This is a genomic window from Flagellimonas oceani, assembly GCF_011068285.1.
Lineage (GTDB): Bacteria > Bacteroidota > Bacteroidia > Flavobacteriales > Flavobacteriaceae > Flagellimonas > Flagellimonas oceani.
Genome location: NZ_CP049616.1, coordinates 4,577,114 through 4,593,120, shown reverse-complemented (window position 1 = coordinate 4,593,120; position 16,007 = coordinate 4,577,114). Strand labels below are relative to the sequence as shown.

Annotated in this window: 14 protein-coding genes; all 14 read right to left on the bottom strand. The window is 43.8% G+C overall.

The window, feature by feature from the left end:
- Positions 1-2: 2 nt before the first annotated feature.
- The 14 genes from GVT53_RS20825 to ruvA all read right to left on the bottom strand — a co-directional run bounded on the left by GVT53_RS20825 (position 3) and on the right by ruvA (position 15,987).
- Positions 3-1,247 (bottom strand): ABC transporter permease, encoded by a 1,245-nt coding sequence (locus tag GVT53_RS20825; protein WP_166250362.1) that lies wholly within the window; start codon positions 1,245-1,247, stop codon positions 3-5.
- 106 nt (positions 1,248-1,353) lie between these two features.
- A complete protein-coding gene (locus tag GVT53_RS20820; protein ID WP_166250361.1) occupies positions 1,354-1,566 on the bottom strand; it encodes a hypothetical protein in 213 nt (70 codons plus the stop codon).
- A 6-nt stretch (positions 1,567-1,572) separates the two neighbouring features.
- Positions 1,573-2,109 (bottom strand): DUF420 domain-containing protein, encoded by a 537-nt coding sequence (locus GVT53_RS20815; protein ID WP_166250360.1) that lies wholly within the window; start codon positions 2,107-2,109, stop codon positions 1,573-1,575.
- Complete coding sequence (locus GVT53_RS20810) at positions 2,106-2,849, bottom strand: SCO family protein (protein ID WP_166250359.1); 744 nt, start codon at positions 2,847-2,849, stop codon at positions 2,106-2,108. The genes GVT53_RS20815 and GVT53_RS20810 overlap by 4 nt, the downstream gene beginning before the upstream one ends.
- Positions 2,830-3,462 (bottom strand): hypothetical protein, encoded by a 633-nt coding sequence (locus GVT53_RS20805; protein WP_166250358.1) that lies wholly within the window; start codon positions 3,460-3,462, stop codon positions 2,830-2,832. Before GVT53_RS20805 ends, GVT53_RS20810 begins: the two co-directional genes overlap by 20 nt.
- A 72-nt stretch (positions 3,463-3,534) precedes the next feature.
- A complete protein-coding gene (locus GVT53_RS20800; RefSeq protein ID WP_166250357.1) occupies positions 3,535-3,918 on the bottom strand; it encodes a cytochrome C oxidase subunit IV family protein in 384 nt (127 codons plus the stop codon).
- Between the two features lie 16 nt (positions 3,919-3,934).
- Positions 3,935-4,909: a cytochrome c oxidase subunit 3 gene (locus tag GVT53_RS20795; protein ID WP_166250356.1), complete on the bottom strand. Its 975-nt coding sequence runs from the start codon at positions 4,907-4,909 to the stop codon at positions 3,935-3,937.
- A gap of 92 nt (positions 4,910-5,001) precedes the next feature.
- A complete protein-coding gene (locus GVT53_RS20790; RefSeq protein ID WP_166250355.1) occupies positions 5,002-5,583 on the bottom strand; it encodes a cytochrome c oxidase subunit 3 in 582 nt (193 codons plus the stop codon).
- Position 5,584: 1 nt separating this feature from the next.
- Positions 5,585-6,487 (bottom strand): heme o synthase, encoded by a 903-nt coding sequence (gene cyoE, locus GVT53_RS20785; RefSeq protein ID WP_166250354.1) that lies wholly within the window; start codon positions 6,485-6,487, stop codon positions 5,585-5,587.
- A gap of 158 nt (positions 6,488-6,645) precedes the next feature.
- Positions 6,646-7,350, bottom strand: coding sequence for an energy transducer TonB (locus GVT53_RS20780; protein ID WP_166250353.1), 705 nt, complete (start codon positions 7,348-7,350; stop codon positions 6,646-6,648).
- 63 nt (positions 7,351-7,413) lie between these two features.
- Positions 7,414-7,764 carry a VanZ family protein gene (locus tag GVT53_RS20775; protein ID WP_166250352.1) on the bottom strand — a complete coding sequence of 117 codons (351 nt, stop codon included), beginning with the start codon at positions 7,762-7,764 and terminating at the stop codon, positions 7,414-7,416.
- A gap of 49 nt (positions 7,765-7,813) precedes the next feature.
- Positions 7,814-8,194, bottom strand: a complete 381-nt coding sequence (gene gcvH / locus GVT53_RS20770; RefSeq protein ID WP_166250351.1) for a glycine cleavage system protein GcvH — start codon at positions 8,192-8,194, stop codon at positions 7,814-7,816.
- Positions 8,195-8,296: 102 nt separating this feature from the next.
- Positions 8,297-15,400, bottom strand: coding sequence for a T9SS outer membrane translocon Sov/SprA (gene sov, locus GVT53_RS20765; protein ID WP_166250350.1), 7,104 nt, complete (start codon positions 15,398-15,400; stop codon positions 8,297-8,299).
- A gap of 5 nt (positions 15,401-15,405) precedes the next feature.
- On the bottom strand, positions 15,406-15,987 hold the full coding sequence (ruvA, locus tag GVT53_RS20760) for a Holliday junction branch migration protein RuvA (RefSeq protein WP_166250349.1): 582 nt from the start codon (positions 15,985-15,987) through the stop codon (positions 15,406-15,408).
- Positions 15,988-16,007 lie beyond the last annotated feature (20 nt).

Genomic DNA, 16,007 nt, shown 5'->3' with positions numbered 1-16,007 from the left:
GGTTATTCGTCCCTAAGCGATTCTATTACTTTGACTCTTGCTGCGCGGTAGGCAGGCACAAAACCGGCCAAGGTCCCGGCAACTATCAAAACCAATACCGTGGAAAAGGCCACATTAAAGTTCACGGAGGGGTTCATAATATAGTCCACTTCAATATTGGGACCCACTATTTCCAAAAGTGCCATGCTAAAAATGAGTCCTCCAAAACCGGAAATTGCGGTAACAAATATGGCTTCGTGCAATATCATACCGATAATGGACCATGGTTTTGCCCCAAGTGCTTTTCGTATCCCTATTTCTCGAGTGCGTTCTTTTACTACGATCATCATAATATTGCTTACGCCGACCACTCCAGCTATAATGGTACAAACTCCTACGAACCAAAAGAAAAGTTTTATGTTATTGGTAAGCCCATAATATCGTTTGGCCTCTTCCATGGCACTCCAAACTTCTATAGCCCCGGTATCATCTGGGGCAATGGTATGGGTCTGTTGTAAATACTCACGTAGTCCATTTTTAAAATCGATGGATTGTGCAACGGCTTCATCAAAGTTCTCGACAGGTGGCAGGGTAAAGGACATATTATTGAGCCTGTTCCCCCCATTAAACGTCCGTTGGGCCGTGGTTATGGGTATATAGATGCGTTCCTCTTCACGTTCTTCCATTTCCTTGAACACCCCGATCACTTTAAAAGGAATACCGGAAATGTCTATAAATTCCCCGATCGGGGTCGCAACATCATTAAAAACATCTTTTTTTATTTTGTTCCCTATGATGGCGACTTTGCCATTGGAAACCTCATCTTGGTAGTTGATGAACCTCCCCTCGACCATATCGGCGTTCTCAATAAATTGAAAATCGGATGCTACGCCCTGAATTCCGTAGATTAGCGCTTCCTTCCCGTAATTGACATTGACGCCCCTTACAAATATCCTGGCCGAACCACGTTCAATGTCTTCTTTGAACATGGCGCTTGCCCTATCATAATTTTCGTTTACAAGCTGGATTCTCCTTCCCGGATTGAGCCCTTTATACTCTTTGGAGGTAACGCCCGGCCAGACCCATACACTGGTAGATGCGTCTTGTTTGAACTCGTTTTCGATGCCGTTGCGCATACCTTGCCCAAAACCCAATAAAATAACCAGAATGAAGATGCCCGAGGCTACGGAAAGCCCTGTTAAAAAGGTACGGAGTTTGTTCTTTCGTATGGTGTCAAATATTTCTTGCCACCGTTCCAGGTCGAACATAGGTTAGCGATTTTGATTGATGATTTACGCAAGCGTACATCAATATGACTATCAAAATCATAAAATGTTACAGTCCGAGCAAAAAATCCTTGTCAAAAATGACTTTTCAACCCCTCATTTTCCGATAAATAAAATAGAAAAGCCCCCCGACAAGCACATAGGGCACGGCCATAAGGTAAACGATACCGTTATTGATGGCCTCGGCGGTTTTTCCATCGGACTCGCTCTCTACCACCGCTCGGCACATGGCACATTGTGCCTCCGACATCGTTGGTATGATGAACATTATGAACAATATGATGAGAAATCTAGTCTTCATGGAAAATTAATAGGGGTAATAGGGCGAAATCATAACATAGACCAAAACACCTGTGACCGCAACGTACAACCAAATGGGAAAGGTGTACTTGGCCCATTGCCTATGGCTTTCAAAATCGTCAAGGTACACTTTGGAATACGTAATCAGCACCAATGGTATTACGGATATGGACAACACGATATGTGTCATCAAAATAAAGTAATAAATAAATTTTATGGGGCCCTCGCCGCCAAAAACGGTTGTTTCCGAAGTCATATGGTATGCCACGTACATCACCAAGAACAAAGCGGACAAAATTATATTGGTCAACATTAACCTCCTGTGGATCAATTGGCGTCCGTTTTTTATCGCAATAATGGCAGCAACCAATAGAACCGCAGTTAAACCATTGATTCCCGCATAAATCGGGGGAAGAAAAGACAACGGCTTTGCGTTCGGAATTTTGTAGCCAAACAAAAGTGCCACCACTAAGGGTATCGCAATGGAAATTACGGTTATCAACCTATTGTACCGTTTTTCCTTAAGAGTAATTTCCTCGGTCATTCTGCCAATAATTTTTTAATATCCTCTTTTAACATGGTAATCTGTTGGGTTTCCCCATCTGAATTTACCTTTTGTTCCTCGGTGATGGTTCCCCGATAATAAATCAATGGGTTGCCGAACTCATCTTTGCGTGAACGAATATACCCATTTTTATCAACCAAAGCGAACATACCCGAATGCTCAAAACCTCCGGGAACTTCCTGATCCTCATTTGCAAAGATGTAAAAACCTTGTTGGGCGAGCTCGTATATTTTTGCCTGGTCACCCGTCATCAAATGCCAATCCTTATCGGTAATTCCATATTTTTCGGCATACGCCGTTAACACGGATGGTGTATCGTATTGCGGGTTAATGGTGAAGGATGCTACCCCAAAGTCCTCCTCCCCTTTAAAGACCTCCTGCAATTCCACTAGATTCTTGGTCATTATGGGACAAATAGTGGGGCAAGTGGTAAAGAAAAAATCTACAACATACACCTTGCCCAAATAATCTTTATTGGTTACCAGTGTGCTGTCTTGATCATAAAACTCAAAGTCCGGCACACGTCGTTTCTCACCTTGGTTGACCACAAAACCTACCTCTCCTTCCTTGGGGGTTTTGCTCATTCGGTCGTTTTCCACAATGGTGCCCCCTTTTACGCGTATTGTGATTTCATATACGGCGAAAATCCCAAAAATCAATATGATCGCTGAGACCCAAATGTAGGTGTGCTTCCTTTTGTTATTTGCTCCTATCGGCATTGTTCTTTTTTAAAGCTAAACGGTATTCGGCCAAGATAATCTTAATATCGTCCACCATTTTATTGTTCAATTCTGCTACTGATGAGGTATCGAACCCATACTTTGTTCCTTCATCCTCATCATCTGTGCGCCCACGGAGTTTTAGGTCCTTATCAATAATGAAGACGTTAGGAGTGGACAAATCGTTATCCAAGACAACATTGGTGCCCAATGATTGAAAAAGAGTTTTTATCTCATCCCCGGTTATGAAGGCAAAATGCCATTTATCTATATTGGAGAGCTTTCCCAACTCGTTCTTCAGATCTTCCACTTGGGATTTTTGGTCCTCCGTCACCACCATCACCATTTGAAAATCGTTGAACTCCCCGAATCTTTTATATATTTTTTGGTTCAGGTTGAATGCATTTCCTTGTTTGGAATCGACATCATTGCCCAAAAAACCCAGAATGGTTATTTTATCCTTAAGCTGGACATTGGAGTCCATTTGCGAAATATCGGCCACTTTCTCGGTAAGTACGGGCAAACGTCCAAAATTGTTGACCCCCGATGCAAAAAACAAATACACCACTACGGGCAATATAAAAAGGACGGCTAAGACGATTTTCTTTTTCATAGTGTTTACAACCGTACAAAAATAAAAAAAGACGGTTGGAAAACCGTCTTTTAAATTTGTTAAATGCTCTTCTTAGAAATCCCAAGTTATAAAGCTATCGCTGTATACAGTGTAAATGTAATCCGCTTCGAACAGCAGAATGAATATTAAATAGCAAACCAAGAATATGGGAGTCCATACGATCACCCTTCGCAATGCTGTCTTCTCGTCCCTAAGGTGCATAAAGTCCCATGCAATGTAATAGGCCTTAACCAAGGTAAGAATGATAAAGATCCAGTTAAGCAGTTTCATCCCCAAAAAGTAACTATGGGTCAAGAACCGTGGTTTTATGATACCCAATGCAACTTCCACTGTTGTAACAATGGAAAGGAAAATAAGTACTCCCCAAATTTTTTGGGTGTTCGACTTGAATTTTACAAGTCCTCTGAAAATCTCTAATTTATGCTCGTGTGCCATGTATCGTCAATGTTTTTTATACCAAATAAAAGAATGTAAATACGAATACCCATACCAAATCCACAAAGTGCCAGTACAGTCCAACTTTTTCTACCATTTCATAATGTCCTCTTCGCTCGTAGGTGCCCAAGATCACATTAAAGAAGATAATGACGTTGATCACTACTCCCGAGAATACGTGGAAACCGTGGAACCCAGTAATAAAGAAGAAGAAATCGGCGAACAATCTATGTCCGTATTCGTTGTGGATAAGGTTTGCACCTTCCACCACTTGGTTGGCCTCCAATATTTTTGAAAGCGATTCTTTCCTGTCCAAAAGGGTTTTTTCCCCTTCTTCGTTGAGTTGTTCTGTTCGAATTAGGATATTTGGCGTTGCCTTAAAGCCCTCAACTACCTCATTTAAGGAGTATGATGTTTGATAGCCTTCACTTTGGAACCAGATTCCCTCGCTTGCAGCGTGCTTCACCCTTTCTTCGGGCAAGGTTTTGGCAAAGTCCGCCAAAGCAGCCCTTTCGCCAGTTTCCGCATCCACAAACTGAAGGATTCTTCCTGAATTGGTCTCTACCGCTCCGAAATCCCCTTTTATAAAAGTTGCCCATTCCCAAGCCTGTGAGCCAACGAATATGGCACCACCGATAATGGTAAGGAACATGTACAGGATAACACTTTTCTGTTTCATCTTATGGCCTGCATCCACTGCCAATACCATGGTCACGGAAGACATAATCAAAATAAAGGTCATAAATGCCACATAATACATAGGATAGTTCCCATGGAAAAAGGGCACGTGGGTAAACACCTCATCGGCAATGGGCCATACCTCTATAAACTTAAATCTTGAGAAACCATAGGCTACCAAGAACCCAGAAAAGGTCAAGGCATCCGACATGATAAAAAACCACATCATCATTTTTCCATAGCTAGCGCCCAGGGGCTTATTTCCGCCTCCCCAAACGCTGTCTTCTGTACCGGTACTTACCGTTGCATCCATATAAAAGGTCGTTTTATTAAAACTTTCACAAATTTACATTTTTTGATGTATTGTAAAAGACAAACTTGATCGAAAACTGCGCCAATCCTGTTTTATTTCACGAAATACATAAATAGAATTAGATATACCCAAATAAAATCCAAAAAATGCCAAAATGTGGCTCCCAACTCCATGCCCAACATATTATCGGGGGTATATTTCTTTCTTGCTTGCTGCACTATTACCACTAAAAGGGAAATCAATCCTGCCACTACGTGCGCTATGTGCACGGCAGCGATCAAAAATACGTAGGACATTTTTATATTACTGGTGGGTCCGGTAAAGTAATAACCGTTTTCCAACATTTGTGAAAATCCTACAAATTGCAATGATATAAAGGTGATTCCCAGTGCCAAGGTGATGAGCAAAAACACCGTCCCGTTCTTTTGATTGTTATTCGCAACGGATTTCTTGGCCAAAAAATAGGTGATACTGCTCAGGATGATCATTGCGGTACTGATAAAGAACGCACTTGGCAGTTCCAAATCACTTACCCAATCCTCCCTTTTGCTACTTACGATATAGGCACTCGTCCAGCCGGCAAATCCCATGATCAAACTCACAATACCGAACCAGAGCATCATTTTTTTTGCCCTTCTGTTCTTTTCCTCTACTGTTCCTTGGGTTAAATCCATTTTAACTTATAAACTTATCTAATACGTAAACGACCTGAATCAATGATATATAGGTGACACTGGCCAACATCAATTTTCTGGCCGAGGCATTGTCCCTGTTTTCATAGAGCTTGAAGGCAAAAAACAACATGACCAATCCAGACAACAATACAATGACCGCTGCGGGAATGGAAAGATGTAGCCTACCGGTAAAACCAAAAACGGGCACAATGGAGATGACTATCATCCAAATGGTGTACAGAATAATTTGAAGTGCCGTTCCTTTATCCTTATTTCCTGTGGGCAACATTTTAAAACCGGCCTGTTTGTAGTCCTCGTCCAACATCCAACCGAGTGCCCAAAAGTGCGGAAACTGCCAAAAAAACTGGATCATGAACAAGGTTCCGGGCTCTATGCCAAAATCGTCGGTGGCCGCCACCCAACCCAACATAAACGGTATGGCTCCGGGAAATGCCCCGACAAACACCGCAAGCGGTGATTTTGTTTTTAACGGCGTATAAACGCTGGTGTACAAAAAAATGGATATGGCGCCGAACATTGCCGTTTTAGGGCTTAGCGCAAGCAAGGCCAATACACCGAGCACCGTCAAAGTCACGGCTATGATCAGTGCGGTCCTAACACTCATCCTACCAGATGGAATGGGCCTATTTCGGGTACGCTTCATTAAAGCGTCGAGGTCCTTTTCTATTATCTGGTTATAGGCATTTGAAGCCCCGACCATGCAGTATCCTCCGAACATCAATAACAACAGGGAGACCAAATCGACCTGGTAGGCGCCCAAAAAATACCCTGCAATCGAGGAGAAAACCACGCTTACGGCCAGTTTGGCCTTGGTAATCTCCTTAAAATCGGAAAGTACTATGGAAAGGGTATTATTTTTTACGGAACCTACAGCAGATTTCATCCACATCTATATTGACTGGCAAAGATAACGCCAGTGCATATCTTTTGCAACCAAAGCTAAAGTTTTATGATTCTTGATGATAATTCCATAAAAAAAGCCCTGACGTTTCCATCAGGGCTTTTTCCATTCCTGCCTCAACAGGAATTTATATATAAATTTTACTGAAGCTTAAATGTGATCGGAATACTGAAAGGTACCTTTACCGGTCTTCCTCTCTGCTTTCCAGGAGTCATTTTAGGTAATTTTTGGATGATACGCATTGCCTCTGCCTCCAAGTTTTTGTCCGGTCCGCGCATTCTAATATTTCCGATACTTCCATCTTTTTGGATAACGAAAATAACACTTACCCTACCTTGAACTCCCATTTCTTGGGCAATTTCCGGGTAACGGAAGTTTTTACGGATATGATTTTGCATTTGCTCTTGGAAACAGGCTTTCTTATCCTTGGCGTTTTCACAGCCAGGAAATATTGGAACATCCTCGATAACCGCAAAAGGGACCGAAATATCCTCTTCCACTTCTTCCACTTCTACTTCCTCGATTTCGATTACCTCTTCCTCTTGGCTAGTTTCGGTGGACTCGATCACTGTTTCCTCTACTTCCTCTTCATCTTCTACAACCTCGATAACTTCGGGGGCTGCAGGTGGCGGTGGTGGCGGTGGAGTTTTGATTTGTTCGGTCATCGGCACTTCCTCGTCCAATTGATCTTCAACATTCATAGAAATGTCGTAATCGCTGGCCTTATCGTACTTTTTCCACTCCATGGCTCCGTAGACCAATGCCAAAACAGCAGCAAGTCCTATAACAAAGTATAGCGTGCTGTTTCTTCCTACGTCTGCTTTCGGGTTCTTTTTTGGTTCCATCCTTTTTCTCCTTTTCTAAATTTAGTGTTTGCTAATTTAATTATTAATTGGTTAAATAAACAATTAAAATTTCCATTTTAACGGGTTTTTCTTGGAAAAAACCCACCGAATCAGTCCAATTCCTGCAAATGCTCCCAGAGTATTTGCCATAACGTCGCCGAACTCGGCCATTCTATCGGTTGTGAGGCTATACTGCAATACTTCGATCAGTATTCCATATAATATAGCGAAAATCAGAACAATAATCAAGGCCTTGCCCAATTCCAGCTTGCCCATGGTCCTCTCCCGTAAAGTTAGGCACCCCATTACGGCGAACACCAAATAAAATGTAAAATGGGTGATTTTATCGGCGTACGGAATATTTAGCCCTCCGGTGTCCAAGTCCATGTCCGAGAAAGAAAATAAGCTGAGCATTGTTATGATCACTGCCCAGCTTATAAACAATATGGTATATAGGTTTTGCTTAAGCACCGATCAATGCCTTGTAATCCTCGGCACTCATTAGCTCTTCCACTTCAGAAGGCTCGCTTAGTTTAATTTTTACCATCCAACCATCTCCATAGGGATCGGAGTTCACTTTTTCAGGCTCGTCCTCCAATGCCTCATTGAACTCGACGATTTCCCCGCTCAATGGCAAAAACAGGTCGGAAACGGTCTTTACCGCTTCAACAGTGCCAAAAACCTCTTCTTTATCCAATGTTTCGTCCAAAGTTTCCACTTCTACGTAAACGATATCCCCTAGTTCACTTTGAGCGAAATCCGTGATTCCAACGGTTGCGATATCTCCATCTATTTTGACCCATTCGTGGTCCTTGGTGTACTTTAATTCTGATGGTATGTTCATTGCTAATGTGTTTGAATTAGTCGATGGACAAATGTAACAGATTGCGGAAAGCTTTTCAAAGAAACTTTGCGACAAAATGAAGTAAAGATGAACGACCCATTACTAATTACCAAAATTGTACCGCAACGTAAAGCCTGTATTGATAGTGGTCTGGGGAAATGCCGTGGATACCGCGAACTCCGAGAAGGAGTGATCATAAAAGAACAAGGCATTCAAACTTTTGCTCAGGGCATAATCTGCCGTGAACTTTACGGACATTAACCGTTGGCCCGATGTAATTTGATTATTGTCGATATCCAAGTTGCGGATAATGGTTATGTTGTCACGCATTGAAAGGTCGGCCTTTAGGTTCAAATCGCCTTTTAAACGTGTTTTCTCGCCCCCTATATTGGTCACGAACTTCACATCCTTAAAGCGGTAGCCCAGACCAAGGGTATATTCGTTTCCGTTGATTTCGGTCAAAAGATTGTTGTCAAAACTCAAAGATAGGGTCCTGCTGGTGCGCAATTCGGCCAAAAAGCTAAAGGAGTTCTGCATCTCAAAATCTACGCGCATCAACGGACTGAACTCATCTGTGAGCACCACATTATTGATCAGTGTCTTGGGCAACAAATCTCCGTTCTCGGGATCAAATGTGGTGTTTTGACGCTCCAAATTGGTCTGGAACGAGTTTACGCTATAGGCGGCTCGGTAGCCATGGCTCAAGGAGAAACGTTTGAATTTCTTTTTGAACCACCTGTTCTTCATCAAACCGGTATACTTAATGTTCCAGTTTGGGATAGGAATTTCACGGAAAGCGTCCATGTTCACCCTTTCCACATCCTGCCCCGTATAGGCGGCAAAGAATGCGGGAAGCAATACATTTTGTTGTGTTTTACCGTAACGCTCAGGGAAACCGTCCTCATCCAACTGGCCCGGGCTTTCTCCACGATCGGAGACCAATCTGTTCGCAATGGTGATCCTGTTTTGTTTGAACTGTTCAAAGGTTTCGGAATCAAATTCGTCACTTTTACTGAATACAGTTCCGATCATCATCGTAGATATACTGAAGTTCCCCATTTCATTGATCAATCCCGGCTGCTCGTTCATCCACTCTTCTGGGCTATAGGTCTCTCTGGATGAGTTCATATAACTTCTATCGGCGGTCAAGTCTATGGTCAGATCTTGTGTGGGCTGTGCCGTAGCGGTAACGTTCAGCTGCTTGTTGGTGTTCTGCATAAACTGGTTGCTGTATTCCGGATAGTCGGTCAACCAGCCCCTACGCGCCGCTTCGAACCTTACATCTGCCTGACTTCCAAAGACAAATCCCAAAGTGGGCCTGGAAGTCCCAATAAATCCTATGGACTGCGTATAGCCCGGCAATACCGTTCCCCGGTTCTCGCTATAATTTACGTTGACACGTTTTACCATGGTAACAATGTCCACCAAGGTATTGAAGCCCTTGCTTGTTTTTCGCGGACCATCGGTTTCTTCACCGTTGGCAGGGTTCCCCGCCTTATCCCTTCTAATCGGTGCTTGGTTGGCGGTCACCTTTCCGTCACGTTTTTTAAGGCCCAAAAAGTCATAAAAACGTTGCATGCTCATATTGGCCGTCAAATTATGGGTGCTGGCATTCTGGACGGTGTTGATGTTTTCTCCGGCCACCTCTATTAATGCATCCCCGCCACGTTGCCAATCAAAATTACTGGTATAGGTGTACTGGGCATTGATAAAATTAAGGAACGGTATCTTACTGAACGGCAATTCGTAGTTCAACTGCATTTGCTGTGCATGCCTATTTGGTTCGCCAATATCAAAGAATCCATCCCAAAGGTCCAAGGCCTGATTGATTCCGGAATCCCGATCATCGTCCACATTAAAATAATTACGGACAATATTGTTGTTGGAGGCGGTCAGGTTCAGCCTCAATGATTTCGTCAAACTATAATTGAGCGCATATTGCCAATTGAACAGATAGTTACGTTGCTGCAGCAATGGCAACTGGAGCGCATCCACTCCGGGCTCCAACACGTCCCGGTACCGCTGCTGATTAAAGGAACGGTTGTAGTTGGCATTCACCGATAAACTTGTGGGCAGGGCATTAAAGTTCAAATCCTTGAGCCATTGCCAATATTTGCCGGTAAGCATGGAATCCTTTTTGGCAAAGGGCGCCACGGGAGCCGGTTTAAAATTATGATTATAGACAAATCCCGTTGCAACGTTTTGGTCGCGAAGCTCCGCCACCTCAAAATCCCTATGGTCGGTTTCATTGTAGGAATAATTAAAGGTGAAGTTTTCCACATCGAAGAAATTTTCTTCGGCTTCCTCTCCCCTATTTTTTCTGACCCCGATCAAATTGATACTGGTCCGTTTTGTATAGTCTTCGGCCTGCTCCTGAATGGTCTCGGCTTCCTCTTGCGTTGATGCGGCGGCAATCCTGTCATCCAACCTTAAGTCATCGTAAACAGGGTCGAACTCCGGTGTGATCAAGGTTTCGGAAATACCATAATTGAACGGCAATTGCAAGTTCCATTTCTTCGGAAACAATTGTCCCACGTTCACATTGGTCACGACATCATAAGAAATCGCATCTTCCAAAGCACGTTCCGTAGGGGTCTGGTCTATGGATCCAAAACCTGATGTACTTCTGCTTCCCGTTGCCGTAACGTTGGCAAAATCGGCCATGTTGGCATCCAAGGCAGCGGTAGCGGCCCAGCCTCCATTGTTTTCCAATCCTGCCAAGCGAAGTTCGTTGAACCATACCTCGCCTCGGGCTGGAATATCGTCAATGTTTTTGATACCCACCATCATACCACGAATGCTACCCAATGATGGATTACCCCGTATCCCGATTCGGACCCTTCCCAATGTTCGCGGAGCGAATTCATCCACAAGAACAGCTTCGCCATCCACAATTTCGTAGTAATTGATCTCATCAAGCGTTTGATCGGATATTCCTTTTGACTTTACTTTGTTCAAATCCCTTAGTGCTACATCAATTTCGTTGACATCGGGCCAAATCTCTTCTGCAGATGAAGCTCCGAAAGAAGTAAATTGAAGCGGCAATTCTATCTGATAAAAGTTTTCGGAGAAATCGGTACCGATACGCAAGAAACCGACCAAAGGTGTGTCGCTGTCCGAGTAATCCGCATTGAATATTTTTTCGGCGTGCATGAACATTTTCAAGCGTTCGTACTGGCGCACATCCACATTTACATTTTTAAACACCCCACGGGAATCTTGAGACTCCAAATTCTCTACCACAAAGGACAAGGACTGCTCGTTCTGGCGAATGATCGTATTGTTATTGTTCAGCTGCTCCCTGAAAACCCCCGGAGGCAAAACGTAGGGAATAGGTTGTCTTCCGTAGTTTTCTTCAATGTTTACGGTATTTACGTCGGTAACCGTAGCATCATCCGAAGGATCATTGTCCACATTGGGCTGTAGGGAATTGGTGTAGGTCCTCCAATCGCCACGTACCAGGTCCAAGGTAGCAAAACGGAGTACCACATCATCGGAAAACCCGGTCAAATACATCCGCATGAAACTGATGGATCTAAAATCAGAGATTCCACCTACGGCATCGGTAAAATCGCTCAATGGAATTTTATACTGAATCCACCTACGGTTCAACTGCGTACCATTGGGCAAGGTAGGCGTTTGTCCTTCACGGATATCGGTCACATATTGATCATCGATGGTGGTGTTGGGCTTTATTTGGATACGGTATTCGTAATAACTGTTCACCGTATTCATGGTCAAATCCCTGTCAATATCCTCCACATCTGGCAGAGTGGTGGAACCTCTGTTGGTATTTGTAACGGTAACCGGAGAGTTGCCCTGTGTATTGTTAAAATCCAAATAGCGCTCTAAAATACCACCTTCGCGATTCAGATAATATTGGTAGTTGTCCAGAGCAGGGTCTTCTGCTGGGCCATTATAAATAGAAGCTTCTTCGGTATCGCCATAACCATCCAGACCAAGATCTTGTGCCGACCTGTTGGCCTCATCGGCATCAAAAGCATACACCAATGATTGCGTGGAAGGCACTTGCCCCCAAATGGTTTCCCTTGGAACCTCATTGTTGGTGCTTGCCGGCAATCCGTTTTCGTATTGCTTTCGGCCATCCTTTAAAATATCTTCGGAAATATTACCCAAGTTGAATACCAGTTCCCCTGCATTCCCATCAACGGTTTCACCATCAACATAAGGATCCAACACCCAAAATTGGACGAATTCCACATTGGACTGTTCAAAGTTGGTGCTGCTCAACGGTCTCATGATCCCTCCCCATTTCACATCCGGAGTTTCGGTCTCAAAACTTGGATTGGCATTGTATGGCCCTTTTGCATTTGGATAGTAAACCACATCCAAAGTACTTTGCACTTGGGTCTGTCCTTGCGCAATATCCGTTTCGGTAAATACCTCATCGATAAAAACCCTACGGGTAGAGTTCAAGGAAATATCATTATCGGACAATCCGGAAGGTCTCTGATTGGTATAAAAAATAGGGTCGATGGTGTACCATGCCATTTTTGCACGCTCGTAACCTACATCGATTCCCGTTCTATCGTTCAAAAACTCCACTGGCGGGCTCGCCAACGTCCAACCCAACGATGAACGAATATCTATAAGCGCCTGGGCGCCTTCAAAATCATCCAGATAGGTAGTGGTCTCGCCTTGAAAATCGGCGTTCTTCGGTGAATTTGGTCGCAAGAAAGCGACTTCTCCCCTTACAGAAAGATTTGAAGGCACATCCGTATCTATGTTGGGCAACTTGTTCGCCAATCTTGTCAGGAACGGAATCTCGGTACTGAAGTTTCCGTTCAGTCCAAAAATAGTATTGTTCACGGGCTCGATTCCGTAGTTTGATTTTTGGGTGAGGGGTCGCTCGTTCAAATTGAGCAAGGTTCCTCCCAGAACAAATTTTTCGTTGAATTTATGCTCTACGTTCACCCCGGCAAAACGTCTGGTCTGCTGGCCAAATACCGCATTGTTCTCCACGGAAATATTGATAGGCGTATTGGAAGCTTCCAAACTTGGGTCGAGAAGCTGCACCGTTCCCGCTTGATAGTTCACGGTATAATCAATCCCCTCTTGCAGTTGGCGGCCACCGGCGGTTACGGTCACCGAACCTTGCGGCACATTGAAGGCGCCAATAGGAATCCCGTTATTGGATTGCGAAGTATATCGTCCTTTTATCTGGAAACGGTTCTTTTCCGCATCTTGCAAAGAGGCCGCCTTGGTTTTGGCGTACATATTACGGAATACGTAGCGCTGTTGGTTGGGATTGTAGCCCTGATCGTTGGCCACATCATAAACCCCTCCCCCCAACAGTTCGAACAAATACTCTCCGAATGGCTCAACTTTTGTGAAAATAATCCGGCCCGATTGGGAATCGACGGTAATCCCTTCGACATAATCAAAAAATCCGTCCCCTCCAGGTTGCACATCATTATAAGTATTCAACCGGTCAAGATTAAACACATTCAACAATACTTGATCCTGCAACCCTGTTGGCCAACCTGCGTTCGGGTCTACCGGGGTGATGTAGTTTCGCGGGGTTGGGTCGGAATATAGAATGTTAAGTTTGAAATCTTCTTGACTCAATTGATAGGCTCCCGTGGAATAGATGTTTTTCATCATCAAATCCCAAATAGGGTCCTGAACATTGGTGATGTTACTCTTCAGCAACTTTAGAATCAATGCATTGTTCTCTATTAAGTTGGAATTTGGTGGAATTGTGGTAGCATCCACACCGCCGTTGGCAAATTCCCCTACTTGATAGACCTGCCCATTGAAGGTATACTGAAAAGCTACACCCAAAACTTCATCATTGCTCAAACTTTGGCTCAAAGAAATGTAACCCAATTGGGAGTCAAATTCATAATCCCTGCCCGGCTCCAGTTTTCGGGCGTTTTCCAGGATAGCATAATCAAAGCCTTGGTTCACGGTATACCCGGGAATGTTAAAGCCGGATTCTACCGTAGCAATGTCCCGAACTGCCTGGCTTAATGCACCACTCCCAATTTGATTGGGATCATAATCGTTTGCCCCGTTCTGGGGAAGGCCTGTGGCAACAGCTTGCGGATTATAAAAGCCTGCGGGGTCCCCATTGTTGACACCGATACGGGTATTATCGGAAATGGCCTCTCCCAAATCCTGGATGGCCACTACATTTCTTACATTTTGAGTTTGTTGGTTTCGGTTGGTCACCCATACCTCCAAACGGGTAATCTGAACCTGGGTCTGTATAAAGGGATAAAACTCCAGGGCACGGTCGTAATTATCCCGGAAGTAATGTGCCAAGAAAAAGTGCCTATCCTCATCATAATCCAAAGCTGTCAACGAAAACTCGTTGACCGTACCGCCACCTTGGGCCACTACGGTATTATTTTGCGAACGCTGCTCGGAAAACACAGCGGTCACTGTGGTTTTTCCAAATTGAAGTTGTGTTTTTACACCGAACAAACTCTGCGCACCGGTAATCAAAGAACTATTCAGCGGCATACTTACGTTACCCACTTCAATTTTTTGAAGGATATCATCTTCGGTCGGCGTGTAATCCAACTTGACCAAATTCTGGAAATCGAACGTGGCCTCCGTATCATAGTTTGCCGTTACTTGAAGACGCTCCCCTACTTTTCCCAGCAAACTTAAACTGATGCGTTGGTCAAAATCAAAAGAAAGGTTGGTACGGTTTCTCGGGGACAATGCAGGGTTGTCATTTTTTTGCCACAACACGCCCAAATCCATAGCGACCGACCCTTGTGGGATCACCTCAATGGTATTCCCCCCGAAAATGGTCTCAAAAAAGTTACTGTTCACATAAAAGTTGGGCAAAAGATTTCGTCTTGCCTCTTCGCTACCCGCCTTTTTTCCGGCATAGGCATCTCCCTTTTGTTTAAAATAGCGTTTCATCTGCTCCTTCTCCACCAAATCATAGTACTGTTCAGGAGTAAGTATTACAGGGTAATTTACATTGAAATCGCCAATGCTCTCGGTATATACGTATGTGTTTGTTTTGGGGTCGTAAGTGTATTTTGCAACAATGCTATCAGGGTTGTCCATGATAAGGCGGCCAAGCTCAACTCCTGTTTGCACGGAATCCTGAGCCTGTTCGTCCGTTTCCTGCGCCATTAGGTTGGATATGGACAGTAAACAAACAACAAAGAAGATGTACTTAAAACGTATTGGTTTAAGTATTGGTTTTGCCCCTTTTTTCAAACTAGTTACAAATTTTTCAGCGCCTGTTTTATAATGTTCTCTACGCTTAACGAAGTGTCTTGGGAAAGTACCTTGTCCACCACCTTTTCAGATTGCTTTCTGGTAAAACCAAGAACCTCTAATGCAGATAACGCTTCTTCTTTATTTGTATTGTTTGATTGTTGTGAAACTTCGCCTATGTCGTAGACTTTTAAAATCTTGTCCTTCAAATCCAAGATAACGCGTTGGGCCGTTTTGGCCCCAATCCCTTTTACAGACTGGATTGTGGGGACATCGCCATTGGCTATGGCATCCCTTACATCTGCCGGTGACAATGAGGACAACATGGTACGTGCGGTACTGGCCCCGACCCCCGAAACGGAGATCAACAAACGGAATACTTCGCGCTCGGCACGCTCCGCAAAACCGAACAGGGTATGGGAGTCTTCCTTTACCAACAAGTCGGTATAAATAAATATATTTTCCTCATCGGTAAGCATGGAAAACGTATGCAAAGAAATATTCAAAAAATAGCCGACGCCATTGCATTCTACAATGACATAGGTGGGATTTTTTTCGACCAGTTTTCCTTTTAAATGGGTAATCATTTTATCTGATTTTAAGGAGA